At 62.1% G+C, this 24,342-nt stretch carries 18 protein-coding genes; 9 read left to right on the forward strand and 9 right to left on the reverse strand.

All coding sequences use genetic code 11. From position 1 onward, the window contains the following. The first annotated feature begins 3 nt into the window (after window positions 1-3). The 8 genes from Pan216_RS09490 (at window position 4) to Pan216_RS09525 (ending at window position 10,959) form a co-directional block, all read left to right on the forward strand. Window positions 4-2,082, forward strand: a complete 2,079-nt coding sequence (locus Pan216_RS09490; protein ID WP_145257762.1) for an ATP cone domain-containing protein — start codon at window positions 4-6, stop codon at window positions 2,080-2,082. Between the two features lie 336 nt (window positions 2,083-2,418). After that, window positions 2,419-3,081 (forward strand): hypothetical protein, encoded by a 663-nt coding sequence (locus Pan216_RS09495; protein WP_145257763.1) that lies wholly within the window; start codon window positions 2,419-2,421, stop codon window positions 3,079-3,081. Between the two features lie 104 nt (window positions 3,082-3,185). Next, window positions 3,186-4,805: a flotillin family protein gene (locus Pan216_RS09500; RefSeq protein ID WP_145257764.1), complete on the forward strand. Its 1,620-nt coding sequence runs from the start codon at window positions 3,186-3,188 to the stop codon at window positions 4,803-4,805. Between the two features lie 407 nt (window positions 4,806-5,212). After that, window positions 5,213-6,151 carry a DUF1559 family PulG-like putative transporter gene (locus tag Pan216_RS09505; protein WP_145257765.1) on the forward strand — a complete coding sequence of 313 codons (939 nt, stop codon included), beginning with the start codon at window positions 5,213-5,215 and terminating at the stop codon, window positions 6,149-6,151. After that, window positions 6,148-7,074 (forward strand): DUF1559 domain-containing protein, encoded by a 927-nt coding sequence (locus Pan216_RS09510; RefSeq protein WP_419193453.1) that lies wholly within the window; start codon window positions 6,148-6,150, stop codon window positions 7,072-7,074. Before Pan216_RS09505 ends, Pan216_RS09510 begins: the two co-directional genes overlap by 4 nt. 140 nt (window positions 7,075-7,214) lie before the next feature. Further along, window positions 7,215-7,514 (forward strand): hypothetical protein, encoded by a 300-nt coding sequence (locus tag Pan216_RS09515; RefSeq protein WP_419193454.1) that lies wholly within the window; start codon window positions 7,215-7,217, stop codon window positions 7,512-7,514. A 254-nt stretch (window positions 7,515-7,768) separates the two neighbouring features. Further along, window positions 7,769-10,126, forward strand: coding sequence for a tetratricopeptide repeat protein (locus tag Pan216_RS09520; protein ID WP_419193455.1), 2,358 nt, complete (start codon window positions 7,769-7,771; stop codon window positions 10,124-10,126). An 89-nt stretch (window positions 10,127-10,215) separates the two neighbouring features. Beyond that, the gene (locus tag Pan216_RS09525; RefSeq protein ID WP_145257768.1) at window positions 10,216-10,959 is read left to right on the forward strand and encodes a YebC/PmpR family DNA-binding transcriptional regulator; all 744 of its coding nucleotides are present in this window, start codon (window positions 10,216-10,218) and stop codon (window positions 10,957-10,959) included. Window positions 10,960-10,969: 10 nt separating this feature from the next. On the opposite strand, the gene Pan216_RS09530 is transcribed toward Pan216_RS09525, so the two are convergent. The 7 genes from Pan216_RS09530 to Pan216_RS09560 all read right to left on the reverse strand — a co-directional run bounded on the left by Pan216_RS09530 (window position 10,970) and on the right by Pan216_RS09560 (window position 20,052). Then, complete coding sequence (locus tag Pan216_RS09530; protein ID WP_145257769.1) at window positions 10,970-11,377, reverse strand: hypothetical protein; 408 nt, start codon at window positions 11,375-11,377, stop codon at window positions 10,970-10,972. Between the two features lie 22 nt (window positions 11,378-11,399). Then, the gene (locus Pan216_RS09535; protein WP_419193456.1) at window positions 11,400-12,374 is read right to left on the reverse strand and encodes a DUF1559 domain-containing protein; all 975 of its coding nucleotides are present in this window, start codon (window positions 12,372-12,374) and stop codon (window positions 11,400-11,402) included. A 322-nt stretch (window positions 12,375-12,696) separates the two neighbouring features. Further along, the gene (locus tag Pan216_RS09540; protein ID WP_145257771.1) at window positions 12,697-13,668 is read right to left on the reverse strand and encodes a DUF1559 domain-containing protein; all 972 of its coding nucleotides are present in this window, start codon (window positions 13,666-13,668) and stop codon (window positions 12,697-12,699) included. Window positions 13,669-14,029: 361 nt separating this feature from the next. After that, window positions 14,030-14,446, reverse strand: a complete 417-nt coding sequence (locus tag Pan216_RS09545) for a hypothetical protein (protein ID WP_145257772.1) — start codon at window positions 14,444-14,446, stop codon at window positions 14,030-14,032. A gap of 63 nt (window positions 14,447-14,509) precedes the next feature. Then, window positions 14,510-15,472 carry a DUF1559 domain-containing protein gene (locus Pan216_RS09550; RefSeq protein WP_145257773.1) on the reverse strand — a complete coding sequence of 321 codons (963 nt, stop codon included), beginning with the start codon at window positions 15,470-15,472 and terminating at the stop codon, window positions 14,510-14,512. 189 nt (window positions 15,473-15,661) lie between these two features. Then, window positions 15,662-16,999, reverse strand: a complete 1,338-nt coding sequence (locus Pan216_RS09555) for a DUF1501 domain-containing protein (RefSeq protein WP_419193663.1) — start codon at window positions 16,997-16,999, stop codon at window positions 15,662-15,664. 134 nt (window positions 17,000-17,133) lie between these two features. After that, window positions 17,134-20,052 carry a DUF1553 domain-containing protein gene (locus Pan216_RS09560; RefSeq protein WP_145257775.1) on the reverse strand — a complete coding sequence of 973 codons (2,919 nt, stop codon included), beginning with the start codon at window positions 20,050-20,052 and terminating at the stop codon, window positions 17,134-17,136. A 316-nt stretch (window positions 20,053-20,368) separates the two neighbouring features. Here Pan216_RS09560 and Pan216_RS09565 point away from each other — a divergent pair, with 316 nt between their 5' ends. After that, window positions 20,369-21,547, forward strand: coding sequence for a XylR family transcriptional regulator (locus Pan216_RS09565; protein ID WP_145257776.1), 1,179 nt, complete (start codon window positions 20,369-20,371; stop codon window positions 21,545-21,547). A 200-nt stretch (window positions 21,548-21,747) separates the two neighbouring features. Here the strand turns inward: Pan216_RS09565 and Pan216_RS09570 are convergent, their stop codons facing one another. Together Pan216_RS09570 and Pan216_RS09575 are read right to left on the reverse strand one after the other, a co-directional pair. Further along, window positions 21,748-22,734 (reverse strand): DUF1559 domain-containing protein, encoded by a 987-nt coding sequence (locus Pan216_RS09570; protein WP_145257777.1) that lies wholly within the window; start codon window positions 22,732-22,734, stop codon window positions 21,748-21,750. 317 nt (window positions 22,735-23,051) lie between these two features. Beyond that, window positions 23,052-24,254: a glycosyltransferase family 87 protein gene (locus Pan216_RS09575; RefSeq protein WP_145257778.1), complete on the reverse strand. Its 1,203-nt coding sequence runs from the start codon at window positions 24,252-24,254 to the stop codon at window positions 23,052-23,054. Window positions 24,255-24,342 lie beyond the last annotated feature (88 nt).

The raw sequence follows: 24,342 nt of genomic DNA on the forward strand, positions 1-24,342 counted from the left end.
TGCGTGAATCTCTTGCCCGAGGACCTGCCCGCCGAACTTTGGCCCGAGGCGGTCCAATTCGTCCGCAAACGCGACGGGAGTGTCGAGCCCTTCGATCCGGCGAAGCTCGTCGGCAGCTTATACGCCGCTCGCCAGGAGGTCGAACCCGAGAGCGCCGCCTTCGACGCCCAGGAGTTCGCGCAAGCCGCGCTGCACTTCCTGATCGAAGAGTTCGAGGGGCGCACCCCCTCGACCAGCGACATCGGCGAAACCGTCACCAAGGTCTTGCGCGAACTTGGCCAAGGCCCCACCGCCCAGCTCTACGCCGACTACCGCGATCGGCGCCAATCTCGGCGCGATTCGATGAAGATCGTCGAACAGGAGGGGGCCGCGGAGCACTCCGCGAAGAGTTCGGGAACGGCCCCCGAAGAGGCGTCCGCTTGGTCCACCTCGGGGCGCACCCGCGTTCAGTCCTGGGACAAGGGGCGACTCGCGCGGGCGCTCGAGACGGATGCGGATCTCGATCCCGTCACGGCGCGGGAGATCGCGGCGACCACCGAACGTTATCTGCTGGCCGGTGATTTCCATCGCATCCCCTCGGGGCTGGTGCGCGAACTGGTCGACTACGAGCTCCGCGAACGCGGGCTCCATCACGTCTTGCAGCGGCGTGGGCTGCTTGGCATTCCCACCAACATCCTGCGCGAGCGCCTCGCCTCGAAGGAGGATCCCGACGCGGTGATGCGTTGGGCCGGCCGCGAGATTCTCAATCAATACTCGCTCAAGGAGGTCTTCTCGCCCGACATCGCGGGACTGCACCAAGAGGGGCTGATCTATCTCTTCGACGCCGCCACCCCAGGGCAGTGGGCCGCCGGCTCGGTCGACGTCGTGGCGCTCGCTCAACGTACCTCGGGGTCGCGCGCGTTTCTCGACGAGCTGGAACGCTCCTTGGACGAGGTCGCGCGGAAGATCGTTGGCACAATTGCCCTCGACGGGGTCGACGCGACGCTCGCGCTTTGGAGCGATCTCGGCGACGATCCCGTGGAGTTGGCCGACCGCTTCGCCTCGATCTTGTCGGGAATCTTGCGCGGACGCGAGTCGCGTTTCATCGTCAATCTCTACGCTCGGGTCACCCCGTGGGCCGCCGACTTGCTCAGTGGTGGACCGCTCTTCTCGACCGAACCGAGCCGAGAGCAACACGCGTTCGCGAGCAAGTTCGCCCTTCGGCTGGCCGAGCGGGTCTTGGAGGGAGCGCAGCTCCAGCGGCGTTGTCGTCTCGACCTTCATCCGCCGATGGAGGGAGATGAGGAGGAACTCAAGGAGACGCTGCGGCCCTGGTGGCGCTGGTTGGTTCGCGATACGCCGTTGGCGCTGTCGTTTGATCGTGGCGAAACCTCGTTGGGCGAAGGGTTACGGCGCGTGCGTGGGCGGCGTCCAGCGGTCTACCAATATGTCGGGATCATGCTGCCGCGGCTCTATCGGCGTCTGGGCGAAGGGAGCGATGCGGCGACGATCATCGAGCGGCTCGGGCTCCTCTGCGAGTCGTCGGTTCGGGCAGGCGTTCAGCGGCGCGAGTTCCTCCGGCATTCGGCCTCCTTCTCGGAGATGCGGCCCTCGGCGTCGGCTCTGTCGTTGGTCGTCGTCCCGTTCGGGCTCGATTGGCTGGTCTACAAGCTCATCGGCCGTTCCATCAGCAGTGACGCCGGCGCCCTGAGCCTTGCCGAGCAGATCGTCTCGCGACTCCAGCATCGGCTACGCCGCGAGGGGCGACCCTACCAGTTGGCGACCATCGTCGACGGCCATCCCGCGGCCCTCGACGAGATGGAGATGCCTTCGGTGGAAGGGGAATCGAACCAGCTCTGGGGCGTGACCCCTTCGCTCGCCGGTCCGGGGCCTCGTCAACAGATCCTCGCGGGAGCTCGGCTCCACAGCGGCGTCGGAGGCGGAACGACCTATTGCCGTTTGCCTCCCAGCAGCGAGATCGACTTCGAAGAGATCCTCGACCTCGCGGTCATGGCCGCGAGGCGGACCGAGACGAGTCGGCTGAAGTTCGTTTTCCCCTCCCCCGCGAAGCAGTCGACACTCGGGGACGACTGGTTGCCGTAGTTGCCGCCGCGCTCGCTGTGACCACCGTCTCACCTCCGTCTTCCTCTTTCTCTCCGCCGCGTGATGTAGGGTTGCCAAGTCGATGACCGCGCGGATTGGACCAATGGCGCGGATCGTGACGCATGGGCGACGGTTCGACCTCTTCCCAGTTCCGGCTCTAGGGATTGGGGCGACGGGGGGCTCTTCACCGAATCTGCCGGTGGAGAAAAGGCGGGGTTTTCCCTTGCCAATATTGCTCTCTTGGACGCGAATAAAGGGGCGAGCGTCGTTGGGGCCGATCACCGACGTGGTGCGACGGGCGATTGGTGATCCGCTTCGGTCCGGGGAGGGTGCAGGATGGCGACCTTATTCCTTGTGTGTGCGATCTTTGGCGGGACCGTGTTGGTCATTCAATTCGCGATGAATCTTCTCGGTCTCGGTTTCGACTCGGTCGCCGATCTCGATGTCGATCTTGGCGGAGGGGACTCGGGCGGAGACGCCGGATCGGTCGACATGGTCGACGGCGTCGATCACCATCATCAGACCGATCCGACGCAGGCCCACAAGGGAAGCTCCTGGGGTTTCGCGAAGTACCTGACGCTGCAAACGATCGTCGCGTTCCTGGCGTTTTTCGGCCTGGGCGGCTTGGGAAGCCTGGAAGCGGGCTATTCCTCGCCGCTGTCGGTGCTCGTCGGCGTCGGCCTTGGGCTATTGGTGATGATGGCCCTGGGATGGGTGTTCGAGCACCTGCATCGCTTGGAACGAGATGGCTCGATCAGGATGCGGCACATCGAAGGGGCGCGCGGGCGGGTCTACTTGAAGATCCCCGGCGATGGTCAGGGATTCGGCAAGGTCACTCTCAGTTTGCAGGGGCGAACGGTCGAAGTGCCCGCGAAGACCCAAGGCCCAGATCTGACAACTGGCACACGTTGCGTCGTGACGCGCTTGCTCGACCAACGCACTGTGGAAGTGGTGGCTCTCGGTTCCTCGGTCGAGCGGGAAGTGTCTCAGCAAGCTTAAATCAGATTCTCCCAACGCCCTCCCCGCGCCGTCGGTGTGGATGAGGCAACGTTCGGGTTGGCACAGAGGGGGACGAAGTGACGATATTCGCGCAGGTTGGTGAGATGGACACGATGAGCGTCGTGGTTTGGGCGGGGGTCATCCTATTCGCGATGATCGCGTTCGGCCTGCTCGTCATGATCTTGCGGTGGTACAAACTCTGCCCGTCGAACCGGATTCTGGTTCGCTGGGGTCTCAAATCGGGCTCTCAATCGGCGCAGGTCTTCCACGGCGGTGGCGCCTGGGTCATCCCGATCTTCCAGAACTACGCCTACTTGAGTCTCGAGCCGATGCAGATCGAGGTCCCGCTCAAGGGAGCGCTCTCGGCCGAGAACATCCGCGTCAACGTGCCGAGCGTCTTCACCGTCGCGGTCGGCAGCGAGTCGGCGGTCAGGCAGAACTCGGCGATCCGTTTGCTCGGACTTAGTCACAACGAGATCAAGGATCAGGCGAGCGACATCATCTTCGGTCAGCTCCGTCAAGTCATCGCCTCGATGAAGATCGAGGAGATCAACCGCGATCGTGACAAGTTCCTCTCGAGCGTGCAGGAGTCGCTCGAACCGGAACTCGAAAAGATCGGTCTGGTGCTGCTCAACGTCAACATCACCGATATCACTGACGACTCGGGCTACATCGACGCCATCGGGCGCAAGGCGGCCAGCGCCGCGATCCAGCAGGCCGAGATCGATGTTGCCGAGCAACAGAAATCGGGGTCGATCGGCGTCGCCCGCGCCAAGCAGGAAGAGGCGATCCAGGTCGCCAATGCCGACAAAGAGAAAATGATCGGTACCAAGAACGCCGAACGCGAACGGTCGGTCCGCGTCGCCGATCTCGAACGGGAACAACAAGTCGGCGTCGAGACCGCACGCTTCGAGCAAGAGGCGCGGATCAAAGAAGCCGAACGCGACATGCGTATCAAGTTGGCCGATGCCGACGCCCTGGCGATCGGTGGCGAAAACGAAGCCAAGGCGTCCGTCGCCGGTTCGGAAGCGACGCTCGCGGTGAAGGAGGCCGAAGCCTACCAACTCGGAGAAACTCGCAAGCGTGAAGCCGAAGCGGCCGTCCGCGAGGCCCAGTACGCCGCGGAAACCAAAGCCGCCAAAGTGCAGGCCGAGAAGATCGAAGCCGAACGTCGGGCGGAGTTGGAAGCTCCCGCGCGGGCCCAGAAGGCCAAGATCATGGTCGACGCCGAAGCCGAGGCCGAACGCAATCGCCTCGTGGCCGAAGGTGAAGCCAAGGCGATCTTCGCCAAACTCGAGGCCGAAGCTCGCGGTCAGTACGAGACGCTCTCGAAGAAAGCCGAAGGTCTCGGCGAGATCATCTCCGCTTGTGGTGGACCGCAGGCCGCGTTCCAACTGCTCATGCTCGAACACCTCGATGAGCTGTCGCGGACCGCGTCCGAGGCGATCTCGAACATCAAGTTCGACAAGGTCATCGTCTGGGAGAACGGCGGGCAGAATGGAAACGGGGCGACCGCCGGCTTCCTCCAGAACATGGCGAAGACTCTCCCGCCGGTCCTTCAGATCATGGAGCAGATCGGCGGCGTGAAAATGCCCGAGTACTTCGGCGAGATGGTCGAGGAGCACAAGGGCGAGCCCACTCAATCGGGTAATGGGGCAAGTACCGTCGCCGACGCGACGCCGGAGAAGCCGATCGCGAACCGGACGTCGCACAAGAAGTCCTAAACGCGGCGCTGTCAACGACTGGCGGGGGTTCCTTCGCCCCGGTCGACGATCTCGCGACGAGCCGATCCTTCGGGGTCGGCTCTGTTGTTTTGGAAGACCCTTGAGCTCTCCACCACCTCTCACCTCTCGCGTAGCGGCTTCGGACGTTGTCGGCGCCTGTGTCTCTGAACTTCGTCAACTTGCCCAATGAGTTCGTTGACCCCCGCTTCCCCGTCCGTTACAGTCCAACCGGCCATTCTCTGTCGACATTGCTGACACTTGATCCCGACCCACATTCCCAACCGGACTGTTGGGGGTAGTCGGTCGATTCACTCAGTGTCAATGATTCGCGACGCAAAGGGTAAGGCCAGGGGCGGCCGGGGCTCACCGCCAAAAGCATCTTGATCTGAACGTACAGGGGAATCGACATGCAGGACCAGCCTCCGCGCGTGCGTCGGCGCTTCGTGCATCGATCAGCCTTCACGCTCGTCGAACTGCTCGTGGTGATCGCGATCATTGGGATCTTGGTGGCGCTTCTTTTGCCGGCGGTTCAGCAAGCGCGCGAGGCGGCGCGTCGTTCTCAATGTCAAAACAACATGAAACAACTCGGGACGGCGATGCACGCCTACCACGCTTCCCATCAAACGCTTCCGCCCGGCTACGTCTCGCATGTTGGATCCAATCCTTCGAACACGAGTTGGTGTCGTAGCGGCTCGGGCGTTCGGCAGTTCGCCGGAGCACCGTGGTCGGTGTTGATCTTACCCTTTCTCGATCAGCAAGCGCTTTACGACCGTTTCAATGTCTCGGAGGATTTCGCTCAGGGAGATGGCGGGGTTCCGACACCGAATGCCAATGTAATGACACCGATGGCGGCGTACCGCTGCCCCTCCGACGTGAACTTCTCTCAGGATCCCGATTTGACGAGTTACTTCGGGGTCCAAGGAGGTGGTGCCGAATCCTGCTCCGGCTTTAGCGGGACGCGCGACTTCTTCATCAGTGGGCTTCTGTTTCACAATTCGAGCATCCCCCTGGGCAGTGTTAGCGATGGAACCGCCAAGGTCTTCCTCCTTGGAGAGACCCGCTATCAAGCGAGTTCCAATACTGCCCTCTCTTGGGCATCCTCGGCGAAGAACGACGCCAATGCGATGCCCTTCACGCTCGCCGGCGTACAGGAGCGGATCAATCTCTATGACGTGGGCGGAGTTCCGCAGATGACCAAGGGCTTTAGCAGCTTTCATCAAGGAGGCTGCCACTTCACCATGGCCGACGGCTCAACACACTTCATCAGCGAAACGATTGACTTGGATGTCTACCAACAATTGGGTCAGCGTGCCGACAATCTACCTCTCGGAGGTCTCCCGCAATGATGAATCCTTCGCCCCGTCGCGCTCGTGGGGCCGGTTTCACCTTGGTGGAACTGCTCGTGGTGATCGCGATCATTGGGATCTTGGTGGCGCTTCTTTTGCCGGCGGTCCAGCAGGCCCGCGAAGCGGCGCGCCGCTCTCAGTGTCAGAACAACATGAAACAACTCGGAACGGCTTTGCACGCGTTCCATTCCTCTCACATGAGGCTGCCTCCCGGTTACGCGGCGGACATCGAGACGAACACGTCGAGCACCTGGTGCACGGGCGGCTCGGGAGCCAGTGCGCAGGGTCGGGCGCCTTGGGCGGTTTACATCCTTCCGTTTCTCGACCAACAGGCGCTCTACGACAAGCTGAACCTTGAGGAGCGTTTTTCCCAAGCCAATCTCGGCGTGCCCTCTCCCAACGACGCCTTCATCGTCCCCTTGGCCGCCTTTATCTGTCCTTCGGACCAAGACGTGGCGAGCAATCCGGACAAGACCAGCTACTTCGGCGTTCAAGGGGGCGGCACCGAAGCGTGCTCCGGTTTCTCGGGGACGCGCGACTTCTTCCTCAATGGCGTCCTCTACCACAACTCGGAGATCACGCTTGGGCACGTCAGCGATGGGACCTCGCAAGTCTTCATGGTCGGGGAGTCGCGCTATCAGCAGGCGGCGAGCAACCCGGCGGTCTCGTGGGCCTCGAGCGTCAAGTTCGGCGGCAACGCCGTCGCCGGGACACTCGCGGGTGCTCAGGAACCGATCAATCTCCACGACGGGGAGGGGCTGCCGCAATCGACGAAGGGCTTCAGCAGCTATCACCCCGGTGGCTGCCATTTCACCATGGCCGACGGTTCGGTTCATTTCGTGAGTGAGTCCATCGACTTGGATGTCTATCAGCAATTGGGACAGCGGGACGACGGTCAACCGCTCGGAGGTCTGCCTCGGTGAATCGTCTTCGTTGCCGACCCTCGTCCGCTTGGGTTGTCTGGTTGAGTTTGGTGGTCGTTGGAGGACTCGGTTGTGGCGTCAAGCCTCCCGGGCCCCCACGCTACGTCGTCTCCGGCGAGGTGACCTACCGGGGAGAACCCGTGCCCGACGGGTTTATCGTCTTCGTGCCAAACGCGTCCAAGGGGACCCGTGGGCCCGGCGGTGGGGCGAAAATCATCAACGGCTCGTACGCGACGCCACGCGACAAGGGGGTGGTGGGTGGACACTACCTCGTCCGGATTCGCGGGACCGACGGGGTTCCCGTCGTCAACGATTTGGGCGAAGAGGCGTCGGGAACGATCTTGTTCTCGGAGTACGAAGCGGAAGTCGAGTTCCCTAGCGAGGACGCGACCCAAGACTTCGAGGTTCCCACGAAGGAGCCATCCAAGCCCGGCCGCTGACCACGCTACGTTCCCCATGCTGGAGGCACTTCACGAACTCCCGAGATCGCCCAAAGACGGCGACCTCGCGGAGTCGTGTTGTTACGTTTCTCGCCAAAGCGTAGAATTGGGAGATGCGGGAGGTGGCGCTCTTTTGGGAAGGATGCCCGCCAACTTGACGACAAGGATGCTCCCGCCGTCCCAGCGACACACCGCAAGACCGCGTGTTCGTTGATCGGGAAAACAATCACACTACTCCCATGCCGGTCCATCGAATGAACAGAGCACTAGTCGCAATCGTTGCTTTGTCGGCCCTCTCCGAGTGTGCCCTGAGCAAGTCTTGGGCGATCGAGTCTCCGGGATCGACGATCCAGGGACTCGTCCAAAAGGAAGATCAGCAACCGGCCGCGAAGGAGAAGAAAGCGGAGAAGCCCAAGTCGGGCTACCTCACCTCGTTGCTGCCCGGCGAGGAGACCCTCGATCCCTTCGTTCCCGCGGAGCCGCTGACGACCGACGACGCCAAAGCGATCGAAGCGCGGACGCTGGTCGTGCTCGGATTCGCCGAGGAGGAGCGTCGGCATCTCGTCTCGGCGCTGGAACTGTACGAGAAGGCGGCCAAGCTCTGGCCCGAGTCGGTCTCGGCGCTTCGCAACGCCGCTCGGATGAGTTTCCTCCTCGAACAGCACGACAAGGGACTCGAGTACGCCCGACGTGCCCTGGATCGCTATCCCAGCGACTTCGTGTTGCTGCACGAGTTCGGCAAGCACAGCGCCAGCGCCGGCCGACGCGAGGACGCGATTGAATCGTTCGAAAAAGCGTCGGCGATTGAAGGAGCGGCAAAGAGCGATCCGATGCGTTTCCTCGAGTTGCAGCTCCTCTTGGCTCAGCTCTACGAGGGAACCGGCAACAACGAGGGGGTCGCGAACGCCTGGAGCCAGGTCCTCAACATTCTCGACGATCCGATTCGCTATCCGCTCGAACCGACCGTTCGTCAACGCATGCTGCGTCGGCGGGTGACCTACTTCGAACGACTGGCGCGAGCGCTCAACGATCAGGGAAAGCACGAAGAGGCTCTCGCGGTGCTCGAGGAAGGCCGCCAGAAGATTGGCGGCCAGGCCCGGCGTCTGCTTCTTATTGAGAGTGAGGTTCGCGTCGAGCAAGGCAAGCTCGAGGATGCGCTCCGGCTCGTCGAGGAGTATCTCGCCTTCAAGTTCCAAAATCCCGAAGCTCTCGCCCACTACGAGAAAGTCCTCGCGAAACTCGGTCGCGACAAGGATCTGCTTGCCGAGCTCGAGAAACTCGTCGAGCGCGATCGTCACAACGCGGAGCTTCGCCAGTTCTACGCTCGCAAGCTGATCGAGGCGGAGCGGTTCGCCGACGCGGAGGAGATCCTGCGTCGTCCCGGGACGCGCTCGGAGAGTTTGCCGCTCCTCTTCGAACTCTATCGCAAGAACGATCAGCCGGAGAAGGTGCTCGACGTCATCCTGGAGGCGTTCGCGGGCCGGAGCCGGTTCGCGACCCGGGAGTCGCGAGTGGCGACGCTGGCCAAAATCGCCGAGCAGCTCAAGGAGATGTCGAAGGACTCCGACTTCGTCACCAAAGTGGCCGATGCCGCCCGGGCTCGGGTCAAGGATGAGGACGATCCGCTCGGCTTTCGTGGGAAGCTGATCATCGCCGACACCGCCAAGCAGGCCGATTTGATCGACTTGAGCAAGGAGTTCTACGCTCTCGCGCTGGAGGACGAGCCAAACAACGCCGACGTCCGCATCCAGTTGATCGCGATGTTGATGAACAAGGAACTCTACGAGGACGTCATCAAGCAGGCCCAAGAGGGCGCCAAGCAGCATCCCGACGACTACCGCTTCGTTGATCGGCAAGCCTCGGCGCTGCAGATGCTCGAGAAGACCGACGAGGCGGTCGCCCTCATTGAGGACTACCTCAACCGCGTGAAGAAGAAGGATTCGACGATCCTCGTCTTCGACACGCTCATTCGCATCTACCAGATGGCCGAACGCTACGACGACGCGATCAAGACGTGTCAGCGCGTGATCAACGACTTCCCCGACCCCAAGCAGTCGGGACTTGCGAGCTATCGCATGGCCAATTGCTACTTGCTCAAGGGGGACGAGGAGAAGGCGGAAGAGAGCCTCGTCAAGCTGGCCGACGCCGAGCCCAACACGCTGCTTCCGTTCATCGAGGCGGCGGTGAACAACGATTTGGGGTACATCTGGGCGGACAAGGGCAAGCATCTCGATCGCGCCGAGGAGATGGTCCGGCGGGCGATCGACATTTACGAACGCAGTGGCGAGGGGCCCAACGCCGCTTACCTCGACAGCATGGGCTGGGTTTACTTCAAGAAGGGGAACTACAAGCAGGCCCTGAAGTATCTCAAGGAAGCATCCGAGATGGAAGAGGGGCAGGATGCGGTCATTTACGACCATCTTGGCGACGCCCATCTCCAGCTCAAGCAGCGCGACGACGCCAAGACGGCTTGGGAAAAGGCGATCAAGTTGTACGAAGAGAAGGATGCCGAGCGCGACGCCGACAAGTTGAAGGCGCTCCGCGAGAAACTCAAGCTACTTGGTCAGAAGGATGATGCATCGCCGGGGTCGGCCGAGAAGACCTCTCCTTGACCCGGCTCCGTTCCCGCCCTATAGGTACATTCCCCGGTAGGAACGACTCCTTCGACCAGCAGGATCGCGCACCACGAGGAAAAGTGAGTATGGCGGGACATTCCCATTCCAAGAACGTTCGGCTTCGTAAAGCCGCGGTCGACGCGAAGCGAAGCAAGCTCTTCACGAAGATGGCCAAGCTGATCACCACCGCGGCACGCTCCGGCGGCGGCGATCCGAACCTCAACGCCAAGCTTTCCTTCGCGATCGGCAAGGCCAAGAGCGTCTCGCTTCCCAAGGAGACGATCGAGCGAGCCATCAAGAAGGGGACCGGCGAACTCGAGGGTGAAGGCTACGAGGAGATCCTCTACGAGGGTTACGGCCCCAACGGCGTCGCCGTCATCTGCGAGATCTTCACCGATAATCGCAACCGAACCGCCTCGGAAGTTCGCAAGATCTTCGACACCCATGGTGGCAAGCTCGGCACGACCAACTGCGTCGCCTTCATGTTCAATCGCAAGGGCCGCTTTCTCGTCGAGGCCGAAGGGCGCGAGGAAGAGGAGATGATGGAACTCGCGCTGGAAGCCGGAGCGGAGGACTGCAAACGCTCGGGGGACTACTTCGAGTTTCTCTGCGATCCCAACGACTTTGACTCGCTGGGCAACGTGCTCGACGAGCAGAAGATCGAGGCCGAGGAGGCCGATCTCGTTCGCATCGCCGAAACTCTCGTCGACTGTGACGAGGATGTGGGCCGAAAGATCGCGAGCTTGCTCGAGAAGCTCGAGGATCTCGACGATGTGCAGAGCGTCTATTCCAACGCCAACATCCCCGACGCTGTCTACGCGGAAGCGTAAACGGACCGACTCAGTCGGTCAATTCGAAGCGGAACTCCGTCGAATCACTGCTGACGTTCGCCACGAGGCCGGAGTCGCCCGGCTTCGTGTAGCGGACGGGCAGGACCGAATCGAGTTCGGCGTAGGGGTCCTTTTCGCTTCCCATCTTAGGCACCATCTTCTCGATCGTGACCTGATGTTCTCCCACCAACGCCCCGTCGTTTTGGCGAAATGTCGTCAGCTCGAACTCGCCCAGGTTGTTTGTGGTGCCCGTCGCCGGTCGGCCACTCTTCGGGATGAACGAGACGCTCGCCTCGTCGACGGGTTCACCCTTGTAGGTGACGATCCCGGTCACGGGAATCGTCTTCGGCAAGTCGGTTCCGCTCGCGCAGCCCGCGAGGAAGAGAAGGCATCCCAAGGTCGCTGGTCGCAGCCGCATCGGAGGTTTCGTCCTTTTTCGCTCAGAGGGAACCGACGATCTGACCATCGCGTCGGTCGCCGAGCTTTTGATAGGTTACCATGTCAATTGTCTCGCTGAGGAACTTGAGCGAGCCGTCACAAAGCAAGAAGTGGCAGCCGCCCAAGTGAGGCGACTTGAATCCTTGGGAAGCTCCCCAGCGGCCCGTGTGCTGATTGCATCCCGATCCCGTCCCCGGCGCGCCTTCGCAGGTGTTGAAGTTGATCGCCACTCCCGTCCCGGTGTAGAGGGAGTTGATGTCCATCCAGCCGTCACGAACGTGATCGGAACAGAGGGGGCGAACCTCGCCGAGAGCGATCGTCGAGGTCGTTCCATCTTGGATGTCGCCAAGCCGCGCCGCCCACGCCATGTGCCCGAAGACCCCCGAGATCTGATTGGGGTCCAGCGTGTCGGCGCGACCGATCGGTCCATTCCCGAAATAGTTGTTGTGCGTGCCGCAAGGACTGTTGGCTTGGCTGCCCATGCTCGCGGAATAGTTCGACAGGGCGCGGCGTTGGCCGCTCGACGAGGAGTCGAAGGAATTGCCGCCCTCCCAGATTCCGTTGTGGCTATCGCTTGGGCAGATGAAGGTTTGGACCACCGATTCATAGACCATTTGCCCGGACGGTAATTGGCTCGCTTGAACGGTGTCGGCACCGAAATCGAGGTGATCGTAGAGATCGCCGCGGTCGATGTAGGGGAGCAACCGTACCATCCAACTTCCCTTGTGGTCGGGGTCGGAGGTGTTGAATCGCCGCACCGTGTGGATGGTGGGCGGAAACTGCCCGTGATTGTCGTGATAGTTGTGGATCGCGACGCCGAGTTGCTTGAGATGGTTCTGGCACTGGGCGCGCCTTGCCGCCTCGCGGGCGCTTTGTACCGCCGGCAAAAGTAGAGCGACGAGAACTCCGATAATCGCGATGACAACAAGCAACTCCACCAATGTAAAGCCGAGTCGAGACCGAAGCCGCAACGACATCGTGTTCCCCCCGCATTCGGATTGTAAGAAGTGATGCACCGTCCCAACTTGTGCATCGTTGCAGGACCGGCCGCGCGACGCAAGCATCAAGACGTGCCGGTCACCACGTCATCCCCCCACCCGTCCATCGGTGGATCGTCGCCCCGGCGACGATTGGTCTGTTCCAACTTGAAGCTAGTGTTGGTGCAACCCCATCAGCCTGTTGATTTAAGCGGGCCAAGGCTCGTTCGTGGCGGGCAGGGAATAGATCAACGGGCTGCTAACCCTTTGCACTGGCTGGCACGCAGCCAGTGGCATCCCAAGGTTTAGATGGACCAGCGCACTAGTACGTACCGACGATCTCACCATCGCGTCGATCACCCAGTCGTTGATAGGTGACCATGTCGATCGTCTCGCCGATGAACTTGACGGTACCGTCGCAGAGGAGAAAGTGGCAGCCACCCTGGTGAATCGACTTGAAGCCTTGGGAAGCTCCCCATTGGCCCTGGTGTTGATTGCACCCCGAACCCGTTCCCGGAGCCCCTTCACAAGTGTTGAAGTTGATCGCGATGCCGGTCCCGGTGTAGAGCGAGTTGATGTCCATCCAGCCATCGCGAGTGTGGGCGGCGCACCGTGGACGGATCTCTCCCAACGCGATCGTTTGAGTCGTACCGTCCTCGATATCGTTAAGACGGGCCGCCCAGGCGACATGGCTGAAGACGCCCGAAACGGATTGGGGGTTCATCGTGTCGGCGCGAACGACCGGGCCGTTGCCGAAGTAGTTGTTGTGGGTGCCGCAAGGACTGTTGGCTTGGCTACCCATGCTCGCCGAATAGTTCGATAGAGCCCGGCGTTGACCGTTGGACGTCGAGTCGAGAGCAAACCCGTCCTGCCAGTACCCAGGATGATCGTCGCTGGGACAGATGAAGGTATTCACCACGAGTTCGTGGACCTTCCGCCCCGAGGGAAGCTCGCTGTCCTGGACGGTATCGGCGTCGAAGTCGACGCTATCGTAAATCTGCGTCTGGTCGACGTAGGGAAGCAGACGAACCAACCAACTCCCCTTGTGGTTGGGGCTCGTTCCCCAGGTGAACGGAGGGCCGACGTGGACCGTCAGCGGGAACTGTCCGTGGTTGTCGTGATAGTTGTGAATCGCGATGCCGAGTTGCTTGAGATGGTTCTGGCACTGGGCGCGGCGCGCGGCTTCGCGGGCACTCTGTACCGCCGGCAAGAGTAGGGCGACTAGGACGCCGATGATGGCGATGACGACGAGAAGTTCCACGAGCGTGAAGCCCGCCTGACGGCGCGATGACATGCGTTCTCTCCCACGAAGCGGCCCCAAGAGGTGAATGTTCGAACGAACCGGCCCTGTTCGTCGAACGTGTTAGGAATCGCCCGGCCCGTCCTTCCCCCAGACGGGCGTGGCGTTGATGATTCCTGAATTGCTAGCCGACGCTAGGCTCCGTCTCAAAAGACGGCTCTGGCTTCGGCTGGCTGCGTCGGCGCGGGACTTTGTCGGGCTGCATCGACGAATCCAGTGGATTCGCCTGCTTCGCCCTCCTCGTCCCGCACCAACTCGCTGAGCCTCGGACCAACGATCAACTTTTGAGACGAAGCCTAGTAGTTACCGACAATCTGGCCATCTCGCCGATCGCCGAGAGTGAATCGGTTGAATCTCATTGGTCGCGGCTTTCCAGTTCGAAGTCGCACCGCTGTTCCTTCTCGGAAATGTCGATGGTGATGCCGTCGCGATAGGTTTCGGGAATGATATTGACCACTTCGGGGAAGGGCTTGCCGTAGTCGTCGATCATGCGTCCCGTCTTGCGCGTCGCGGTGAGGATGGCCGTCTGTTTTCCCATCGGCACGCGATCGAGGGTGTACGTTCCCTCGCGGATCTCGGCCGAGGTGACCGGCCCCTGCGCGGAGTCCTTTGGGAGGAACTGGACGCGGCCCTCTTCGATCGGCTTCCCATCAATGGTGATCGAACCGGTCACGCGCGACGAGGGGTAGGGCGGAGGTTCCTGGGAGTCTCCGCAGCCGGCCACCAACACGACCGCCAGAACGATCACCCCTTGCGATTGGCGATTGGGCATGACACTCCCCCAGTGGTTTCCCATCCTCAACTGTCCTGGACGACGTTCGCGCGAGCCAACCGGTTAGCGGACACCGTCCACGATCTCGCCACCATTGGACGTCGAGAGCGCCTGCCAGACGTCGTGCGCGATCGACTGGCTGATGAATCGCGTGGAGCCGTCGCAGAGGGTGACTTGGACGCCATTGCCCGCGTGCTTACTTCGAGCGGCGAAGACCTGATTGGGCAATTGGGCGCCGCCGCCGATGTTATTGCATCCGGGGAGCCCATTGAGGTTCGCCGGGGTCGGACATTGTCGCGCGACGTCGTCGGGAACCTGACTGTTCGGAGCGAGCCAACTCGTGAAGTGGCAACCGCCCAAGGCGATCTGCGTCTCCGCGATCGGTCCGTCCCATCCCGTTCCGGTGGAGGTGACGCACTCGGACATCAGCAAGGTCTTCGCCAAGCCATCGGAGATCTTGCCGAAACTCTTGCTACCTCGGTAGCTGAAGGGAGCGCCTCCGAACTGGACGCCCGCCTTGTCGGTTTGACCATAGTTGGTGTTGCCGAAGTTGACGACGTAGTTGGCGCGGACGCGCGACCACCGGAGCGACGCCCAGTCGAATGGACGCATCGCGTCCTTGGGACAGGCGAAGATGCCGACGTTGATCATCATTTTTCGCGCGGTCACGTTCTGGTCGTTGCTCGCGCTACGCTCGTAGTTGAAGTGGTCCGCCCAAGTAGGCTGGTCGAGGTAGGGAGCGATCATCAGCGCCCAGGAGAAGTCGTGAAACCAGCCTGTCGGCGTGAAGGGATCGGGGTCGCCGATCCAACTTCGCACTCCCGGCGGCAGTTGGCCGACCGCGTCGTGGTAGTTGTGCATCGCGATCCCAAATTGCCTCAGGTTGTTCTGGCAGTGCGAGCGACGGGCCGCTTCGCGGGCGCCTTGCACCGCCGGCAGCAGCAGCGAGACCAAGATCCCGATAATCGCGATCACGACCAACAGTTCCACGAGCGTGAAGGCATGACGATGCAAACGCTGGAGCATGATGCTCATTCTCCCGACAAGACCGATCCAAGAGGTGCCGTCGCCGCGAGGGTCGCGACGCTCATCTGGTCCATTGGTTCCCGACGCCCGAGGACTCAGCGGCCCTCTCGGTGCACGGGACATTCGTCGCTCCGGTCACCGGTGGTTGGGAAGTGCGCGGGGTTGGTGACCGGTTCAACGAGTGTGTTACTACGCCAGGATCTCCTTGATCAGGTGACCGTGGACATCGGTCAACCGGCGATCCAAGCCGTTGTAGTACCACGTCAACTTCTCGTGATCGAAGCCGAGCAAGTGAAGGACGGTTGCGTGGAAATCCCACACCGTTGTCGGGTTCACTTCGGCACGGCGGCCGAACTCGTCGGTCGCGCCGTAGCTGACACCTCCCTTGATGCCGGCTCCCATCATCCAGCAGGTGAACCCGTCGGGATTGTGGTCGCGTCCGGAGGTCCCCGCTTGGTGAGTCGGCATGCGGCCAAACTCGGTCGTCCACAAGACGAGCGTGTCCTCAAGGAGGCCCGACTGCTTGAGGTCGCTCAGCAGGGCCGCGGTTGGCTGGTCGAAGATGGGGCAGTGGCGTTCGTAGTCCGCCTTGAGGGTCTTGTGAGCGTCCCAGTTGAGAAGCCCGTCGACGCCCGACGCCCGCGAGGAACAGTAGAGGCTGACGTAGCGGACGTCCCGTTCGAGCAGCCGTCGAGCCAAGAGACAGTTGCGCGCGTAGGCGGCTTTCAGCTCGTTGGGATCCTTGGTCCCGTAGGCGTCGTGGGTGGCGACCGACTCCTTCGAGAGATCGGCGACCTCGGGAGCGGAAAGCTGCATCCGCCCGGCGAGCTCATAGGCGGCGACGCGGGCCTGAAGGTCGGTCTCGGCCGGGTTGGCCGACGCGAACGACTGGTTCAGTCGAGCGAGTAGGTCTCTCGAGGCGGCTTCGTCGGAGGCCGAAATCTGTTTCGGTCGCGCCAGGTTTCGGATCGGTTGCTGGTCGCTCATCATGATCGCTTGATGACGCGCGGGCAGAAAGCCGTTGGACCAGTTGGCTTTGCCGTTGGGGGGCTCGCCACGGATGTCGGGAATCGCGACGTAGGTCGGTAGATTGTCGTTGGCGCTGCCGAGCGCATGGCTAAGCCAAGCGCCGGCGCTCGGGAATCCTTCGGAGTCGTGGCCGGTGTTGATGAAGATACAGCCTGGCCCGTGGGTGTTGGTCTTGCTCTTCATCGAATGAATGAACGCGATGTCGTCGACATGCTTGGCCATGTGGGGAAGCATCGACGTGATCGGTTTGCCGCACTCACCGGCGGGCACGAAGGGCCAGGGGCTCTTCATGAGATTGCCGTTCTTGCCCTGGAACGAGACGAAGTTCTCCTCGCCGGGAAGCGGCTTGCCGTTCCACTTCTCCAGGGCCGGTTTGTACTCCCACAGGTCCATGTGCGAAGCGGCGCCGGGGCAGAAGATCTGCAAGACGCGCTTGGCCTTGGGTGGGTGATGGGTAGCGGCAGCGGCCTGGGCCTTCCGGTCGCCCAGGAGGTGCATGAGCCCAATTCCCGCGAGTCCCGTGGGCACACTTCCCAGGAAGCGGCGACGTGTCAGCGCGGCGAGTTCTCGAGTTGGTGCGGGCACGGTCATCCTCTCCTATCTTCCGTCGATCATTCCGAGGGGAATCGTTGTCACTTCACGTAGATCAACTCACTGGTGTTGAGCAGCACGCGGCACAGCGCGAAGAGTCCATGCTCCTCGACGAAGGCCTTGCAGTCGTTCATCTCTTGGTCGGTCGGCGTCCGCGAGTAGCAAAGCTGATACGCTCGCTTGATCTGCTCGTAGGGGTTGTCGCCGGCTTCCCGCTTGAGGCGATCGGCGAGCGCACCGGCCATGTCGAGCGTGAAGTCGTGATTGAGCATCGTCAGCGCCTGTAGCGGGGTGGTCGTCTCCGCCCGGCGCGGCGCCGAGTAAGCACAGTCGGGTTGGTCGAACTCCGTCATCAAGTCGATGACCGAGGCTCGGGCGTTTTGGTGGTAAACCGCCCGACGGTAGGTCTCCGGGCCATGTTCGTCCAAGGGGACATACGTCGCCACGTTGTCTTGCAGATACTGGTAGAGCCGGAAGCCGGGGCCTCCCATCTCGGTCCTCATGACACCGGCGATCGTGAGCAACGAATCGCGGATCTCCTCGGCGGAAAGGCGCTTGGGCGGGAAACGCCAGAGCAGACGCGCATCGCCGTCGATCTCCGCCGCCGCCGGCTGGAAGTCGCTCGACTGCCGATAGGCCTGCGACATCATGATCTGCTTGTGCATCGGCTTCAGACGCCAGCCGTGTTCCTGGAGTTGCCGCGCGAGCCAATCGAGTAGTTCGGGGTGAGTTGGCTTGACGCCCATGTAGCCGAAGTCGCTTGGCGTGGCGACGATCCCGGTGCCGAAGTGGTAGTGCCACAGTCGGTTGACCAGGACCCGGGGTGTCAGCGGGTTGTCGGGATGGACGATCCAGTCGGCGAGGGAGGTTCGCCGTGTCGCCTCGGGGGCGGAGTCGTCCAAGGCGTACGGAGGCGTGACTTCCTCAAGAGCGGAGAAACTCGCCGGGGCGACACGCTCGCCCTTCTTCTGCGGGCTACCACCCAGGAAGACATGAAAAGGCTGCTTGGCTGTCGATTGACGCGAGCCGACAAAGACTCTCGGCAGTGGCGGGATCGCCCGGATCTCACGCCGCACCTGTTGGAGGTCGCGGTCGAGTTCGACCAGTTCGCTCTTCTCTTCGGGTGTCATAAGCTGCGTGCGAATACGGTGTTCCCGATGACGGTTGTTGACCGGCTTGCGATCGTGCGAGGTCGCGATTGTCTTCCAGGTCTTGCCATCGTCGGAGACTTCGATGCGGTACTCGGCCAGGAAGGAGAAGTTGCCATGTCCCGGGTTCGCTTCGCCGCGGGCGCTGGAGAAGGAGATCCGATCAATCGCCGTTGGCGCGGGGAACTCGATCGTCAAGTAACCGCCGGTCGCGAAGAACCGCTTGCCGAGCTTGCCGTCGATAGCGAGGTGCGGTCCGTAGGCTCCCGGGAAGTCGACAATCTGACGGCTCGGTCCGCTCGCCTTGGCGCCGTGGCTCGCGAGAGCGACATTGCGCGGTTCCTCTCCGGACGACCAAATCTCGAACTCGTCGACGCGGAAGCTACGTGTGTCCCCGGGATTGGTGTCCTTTCCCTCGGAGACGAGACGCACGAAGCGGGTGGTCACCGGCTCGAACGTCTCCTCGGTTCCCGTGCGGGCGATCGGGGGACGTGGCCAAGTCGCTTCGAGGGTCGCGATCTCCTCCTTGCGACGCAGGACGGCGTCGTTGACCTCCTGGCGGCACTTGGTCAGTTCCGCCTCCTTCTTCTTGAGCGGATTCAGGCGCGCGGCGTGCTCAGTCCGCTGCTCGGGAGTCGCGACGACTTGGGTGCCATGGCGAATCCCCGCGAAGGTCGCGTAGAGCGAGTAGTAATCGGTTTGGCGAATGGGGTCGAACTTGTGGTCGTGACAGCGGGCACAGCCGACGGTGAGACCAAGAAAGGCTTCCCCCGTCGCCCGAATCATCTCGTCGATCGTGTTGGCGCGGATCTGCGCGGCCTGAACCCGATCCTGATTGCCGACGTTGTCGTAGGGGCCGGCGACAAGGAACGCGGAACCGACGACGACGTTCGGTTCGTTCTTGTCGATCACGTCCCCGGCGAGGTGCTCGCGGATGAACTGGTCGAACGGTTTGTCGGCGTTGAGGGAGCGGATCACGTAGTCGCGAAAGGGCCACAGCTCGTTGATGATGACGTTGCGCTCGAAGCCGTTGCTCTCGCCGAAACGAACGACGTCGAGCCAGTGGCGTCCCCAGCGTTCGCCGTAGCGGGGCGAGTCGAGCAGCCGATCGAGCAGCTTCTCGTACGCGTTGGGATCGGCGTCGTTGACGAACTCCTCCACCTCCTCGGGAGTGGGGGGCAGGCCGTGAAGATCGTACGTCGCCCGGCGGATCAGTTCGCGGCGGTCCGCCGGCGGGTTGGGATGGAGCTTCTTCTCGGCGAGCTTCGCGAAGACATAGCAGTCGATCGGACTGACGTGCCAACCTTCGGGCAGACCCTCGAGCGATGGAGGCTCGACCGACGCCAGCGACTGAAGCGACCACCACGAAGAGTCGGCCTTGGAAGGCTCGCGCACCACCACCGATTCGGGCCACGTCGCCCCCTCGGTGATCCAGCGGCGCACCAGTTCGACCTGCTCCTTGGTGAGCGGCTCGCTTTCCTTGGGCATCTCCGGCTCGGCATCGCCCACCGCGGTGATCAAGTCGACTAGATAGCTGCTATCGGGGTCGCCGGCGACGACGTACTCGTTCTCAAGCAAATCGCTCAAGGAGGAGAGCGAAACGTCGCCCTTTTCGTTGCCCGGGTTGTGACAACGAACGCAGTGCTGTTCGAAGATCGGGGCGACCTGTTTCTCGAAGTCGATCCGATCCTCGGTTGTCGGGGCGTCGGCCGCGAGACCGGTCGACGTGATCGGGGGAGCCAGCGCCACGATCGTGGCGAAAAGCAAGAGTGCCAGTGAGGTTCGAGTTCGGGTTAGCGCGAGGTTGGCCATCGACGAACTCCCATTCGTTTCAGGGGGAAAGAATCATGCTCAGTATTCGTGCGGGATCAAGCGTCTCGTCGTCACCGACTCGTGAGCCCAGAAGCCTGACCGGCGTCACAGGGACGGGTCGGCGGGGGAACGGGTTATCGGCGACGAGTTCCAGCCCACGATGATCACAAACAAGTTCACTTCATCTTCTCTTCTAAGACTCCGGCATGAAGCAGGTGAGGTCAACGACAATATCTGGTAATAGTTTTACAAATCATGGTAAGTTGCACTGACCATCCTCTCTTTGGGGAGGTGGGCTCAAGCTCAAGGGTGACCGATGGCGCTCAAACGCAAGGGGCTTCGCCATGTCGCGATCGTGATGAACACGAACAAGGCCTACGATCGTCAAATCATCGCGGGGATCGCGCGCTACGTCCACGCCATCGGTCGTTGGAGCCTCTACATCGAGGACGATCCGCTGGCGCGCATTCCGCAGACGCGGCAGTGGCGCGGCGACGGCATCATCGCCGATTTGGACGATCTCGAGGTCGCCCGGGCCGTCGGCCGGTTTTCGGTGCCGATTGTGGGGCTCGGAGGAGGGGCGGGTGGTTACGACGATTCTAGCGAGATTCCCTACGTCGCGACCGACGATGTGCGCATCGCCGAAATGGCGGTCGATCACCTGCGCGATCGTGGTTTTCGCCGTTTCGCCTACTGCGGGTTGCCGTCGACATCGGTCAACGTCTGGTCCGAGCGGCGTCGAGAAGCCTTCGAGCATCGCGTCGCCGCCCTCGGTGAGGCGAGTGAGTGTGAGAGTTTTCTCGGCCGGCGGGCAACGATGCGCGACTGGGAGCGACTGCAGAAAGAACTGACCAAATGGATCGACGGCTTGGTCAAGCCGGTCGGGTTGATGGCCTGCAACGATGCGCGGGCCCGCCACGTGCTCGAGGCCTGCCGTCGCTGCGGCGCGCGGGTACCGGAGGATGTCGCGGTCATTGGTGTCGACAACGACGAGTTGATGTGCGAACTGGCCGACCCACCGCTGACAAGTGTCATTCAGGGGGCGGAAAAGATCGGCTACGCGGCGGCCGAATTGCTCGATGCCTTCATGAGCGGTCGCCGTCGACGAGGTTCTCGGGTCGTGGTCAATCCCTTGGGGATCATGACGCGACGTTCGACCGACACGCTCGCGCTCGAGGATCAGGATCTCGTCAACGCGGTGCGTTACATTCGGGACTTTGCCGGCGAACGGATTGGACCGGCCGACGTCGTCGGGCACGTTGGGCTTTCCCGGTCGACGCTCGACAAGCGGTTCAAACGATTGCTTGGTCACACTATCGCCGAGGAGATCGGACGCTGCCAGTTCGCGCGGGCGTGCTCGCTGCTGACGTCGACCGACTTGCCGCTGAAGATCGTTGCTCGGCAAGCGGGGTTCAACAACGTTCAGTACATGACGACGATCTTTCGTCAGCGAGCGGGAAAATCACCCTCCAAGTTTCGGTCAGAGGGACACTGAGCGTCGCGGGCCGGCGTCGCGGCGTCCGCGGCCAAACGCGCGACCACGTCTGGTGAAGAAATGAGACGATCGTCATCGTCGGCACGTGTCCGCCGGAAGTTCATGCCCACGCAAGCAAACTTGGGCGTACGGAGAAGACAAGTTGGCTGATCGCGCGATTCAATGAGTCGAACGCGCGACCAGCTTGCTCTTGGTGGACCTCAAAGCCCGGAGATGATCCCACCGTCGTCGCGGTCGGTGAGATTGTAGAGCGTCATCAGGTCGAGGCTCTCTCCCAAGAAGGAGACGCTTCCATCGGCCATGAGCACGTGAGTCCCCCCGGGATGCGTCGAGAGAAGGGTGGTGTTGCACCGCTGCCGTTCGTTGTAACTCGTCTGCACGCGCGTTCCGATGGGTTGGCGAACGGTCGTCAAGTTGAAGCAACGCCCGTCGGCGGTCGACCCGGTGCCGGTGATGTAGGTCATGTGGCCGTTGGGGACATTGGTGTTCTTGTGTCCCATCCAGATACCGTTGGCGCCATCGGCCCGTCCGTCGTACCTGCCGCCACTGTTGTCCCGCAGCCAATCGGACTGTTCGCCAATGGCGATTGTCTTGGAAGAGCCGTCGGTAAAGGAACTCAGCTTTGTTAGCCGATTGTTTGCGAAGGCGCCGCCAGACGAATGGTACGCGCTACCGGAGAGGCCGGTGATGTCGACGGTCGGATGGTTGGTGCTGCCCGCCAGGAGGACGTAGCTACCCTGTTGGGCGTCAGCTTGCAACATGCTGACGAGTTTCGGCATGGCGCTCGAGGGACAGTTGAACGTGGAAACGGTCCGACCATCGAAGACTGGGGCGAGGTCGGCCGCGCACGAACCGCTACTTCCGAGCCAGTAGCACTGCGTGAACCTTTTGTCGGCGATCTGGTCGTAGAAGCTGGCTTGATCGAGGTAGGGGAGGAGCATCACCCAGGCCGTGGGGCCATGTTGATTGGAGGTGATCGCGGCGGGCGGAAAGCCCCCGTGACTGTCGTGGTAGTTGTGCAGCGCGACACCGATCTGCTTGAGATGGTTGCTGCACTGGGAACGCCGGGCTGCTTCGCGGGCCTGTTGAACGGCGGGCAGCAAGAGGGCGACCAAGATGCCGATGATGGCGATGACGACCAAGAGTTCCACCAAGGTGAACGCGGATCGCCGCGAGTTGCGAGACATAGTGACTCCTCATGTAGATGCGCGACACCGATGTCTTGTCGTCCGTGGGAGAACTCTCCATGCTCACGTCGGTAGGACGTTATCAACGAGACCGTTGACGCGCCGTCCGTTGACGCGTCGTCGCCGCAAGTCGGGGATCCGGTTCCCCCTTTCGGGAGTCCCATGAGCCTGGCGCGAGGACGGCGGGATGAACAAGAGTCTGATGTCGGAGTGAGCGGGCCCCCCACTCACCGCTTGATTTACCATGATACAGCGCCGCGAAGACCTTGGGGAGAGGAGTCGGTGCGTAACCCTCATGAGGCGAAGAGGCTGCGAGACTAAGTTGACGTGGCCGCGGGAGGAGTCAACGCTCGGGCACGCCACAATTTAAGCATGGCACGCTCGGGGCTGGGGCGGGCGATCTTCACCACAAGATAGCCGACAAATAGGAGGCAGACGAAGGCTTTGAACCAGAGATTGGTCCAGGGGTGAATCGGGTTGCCGAGGTTGTCGCATCCGATCCCGATCGCGAGCGCCGTGAGGAACCAAGCTTCTCGGGGATGGTTGTCTCGGAGAAAAGCCCAGGCTCCGAAGAGGCCGATCGCGGGCCCCAGCATGACGTAGGAGTTCGTCTCGGTCATCGGGTTAAAGAGCATCAAGTAGCACATCGACCCCGCGAAAATGACGATGGGGCCGCAGCGGTGACCGTGGCGCCGGATCCCGAGGGCGCATCCCAAGAGTGTCAACGGCGCCGCGATCAAGCGGAGCGGGCCGAGCAAGGGGGACGGATCGGCGACTCCGAAACAGCGCGCCATTCCCCCAAGATCACAGAAGCGATGCTCAATGGATCCACTGAAACGCCAAAGCTGGACCGCGTTGAGGGCGTACTGGTCCCAGACGAATGCCGAGCTGACGCACGCGAACGGAACGAGCAAGCATCCCGCGAGTCCGAGCAGCAGAGGCTTGGCCGTTCTCGGGTAGAGCGTGCCAATGAGCAGGGCTGGGACGAGGGCCAAGGGCTTAAGCATGAAGGCGGCGGTGACGAAGAGAGCCGAGCGATTCCAGCGTCTCAGCGAGAGATCCGCGAACGCGTGTCCGACCAGGCCGACCAGGAGCAGGTTGACCTGTCCATTTTTGGCGCTGGCGAGACTCGCCGGCAGCGTGAGCAGCGTCACGATCAAAAAGGCGGACGAGTCGCGGTGGTGGCCGATCTTCGAGAGACGCCAGAGGCTCGTCGACAAGAGGACGAGGCCGAGTACGCGCCACAGGGTCTCCCCGAGAAGATGGGGTAGGAGAAGAATCGGGCCGAACGCGACGCTGAACGTTGGCGGGTACCGGTAAAAGGACTGGCTCTGGTCGTCGGTGGCGTAGGTCGATTGCGACCAGAACGCCGAGGTCCACGCTCGGTAGGCGGGGGTGACGGTCTTCTTTTCTGGTTGAAGGACGGTAAGGACGAGGACCGTGGCAAGAAGGGTCCCCCAAAGCAGCCAGGCAACTTGGATCGATGCCGGGTTCGAGAAATGACTCCGCGTGAGCCGCATGGGGTGTCCTTTTCCTGGTGTTCGAGCAGTCGCGGGAGGGATCACCGACCGTTGAACTTTTCGATGCCGGCTGTGAACGGGCCTCTCG

This window comes from Kolteria novifilia (assembly GCA_007748055.1).
GTDB lineage: Bacteria > Planctomycetota > Planctomycetia > Kolteriales > Kolteriaceae > Kolteria > Kolteria novifilia.

What these genes read in the sequence shown, in the direction of transcription:
- Pan216_RS09495 (WP_145257763.1), top strand. Translation starts at nt 2,419, where the DNA reads ATGGCGACCTTATTCCTTGTGTGTGCGATCTTTGGCGGGACCGTGTTG.
- Pan216_RS09500 (WP_145257764.1), top strand. Translation starts at nt 3,186, where the DNA reads ATGGACACGATGAGCGTCGTGGTTTGGGCGGGGGTCATCCTATTCGCG.
- Pan216_RS09505 (WP_145257765.1), top strand. Translation starts at nt 5,213, where the DNA reads ATGCAGGACCAGCCTCCGCGCGTGCGTCGGCGCTTCGTGCATCGATCA.
- Pan216_RS09510 (WP_419193453.1), top strand. Translation starts at nt 6,148, where the DNA reads ATGATGAATCCTTCGCCCCGTCGCGCTCGTGGGGCCGGTTTCACCTTG.
- Pan216_RS09520 (WP_419193455.1), top strand. Translation starts at nt 7,769, where the DNA reads ATGAACAGAGCACTAGTCGCAATCGTTGCTTTGTCGGCCCTCTCCGAG.
- Pan216_RS09525 (WP_145257768.1), top strand. Translation starts at nt 10,216, where the DNA reads ATGGCGGGACATTCCCATTCCAAGAACGTTCGGCTTCGTAAAGCCGCG.
- Pan216_RS09530 (WP_145257769.1), bottom strand. Translation starts at nt 11,377, where the DNA reads ATGCGGCTGCGACCAGCGACCTTGGGATGCCTTCTCTTCCTCGCGGGC.
- Pan216_RS09535 (WP_419193456.1), bottom strand. Translation starts at nt 12,374, where the DNA reads ATGTCGTTGCGGCTTCGGTCTCGACTCGGCTTTACATTGGTGGAGTTG.
- Pan216_RS09540 (WP_145257771.1), bottom strand. Translation starts at nt 13,668, where the DNA reads ATGTCATCGCGCCGTCAGGCGGGCTTCACGCTCGTGGAACTTCTCGTC.
- Pan216_RS09545 (WP_145257772.1), bottom strand. Translation starts at nt 14,446, where the DNA reads ATGCCCAATCGCCAATCGCAAGGGGTGATCGTTCTGGCGGTCGTGTTG.
- Pan216_RS09550 (WP_145257773.1), bottom strand. Translation starts at nt 15,472, where the DNA reads ATGCTCCAGCGTTTGCATCGTCATGCCTTCACGCTCGTGGAACTGTTG.
- Pan216_RS09555 (WP_419193663.1), bottom strand. Translation starts at nt 16,999, where the DNA reads ATGCACCTCCTGGGCGACCGGAAGGCCCAGGCCGCTGCCGCTACCCAT.
- Pan216_RS09560 (WP_145257775.1), bottom strand. Translation starts at nt 20,052, where the DNA reads ATGGCCAACCTCGCGCTAACCCGAACTCGAACCTCACTGGCACTCTTG.
- Pan216_RS09565 (WP_145257776.1), top strand. Translation starts at nt 20,369, where the DNA reads ATGGCGCTCAAACGCAAGGGGCTTCGCCATGTCGCGATCGTGATGAAC.
- Pan216_RS09570 (WP_145257777.1), bottom strand. Translation starts at nt 22,734, where the DNA reads ATGTCTCGCAACTCGCGGCGATCCGCGTTCACCTTGGTGGAACTCTTG.
- Pan216_RS09575 (WP_145257778.1), bottom strand. Translation starts at nt 24,254, where the DNA reads ATGCGGCTCACGCGGAGTCATTTCTCGAACCCGGCATCGATCCAAGTT.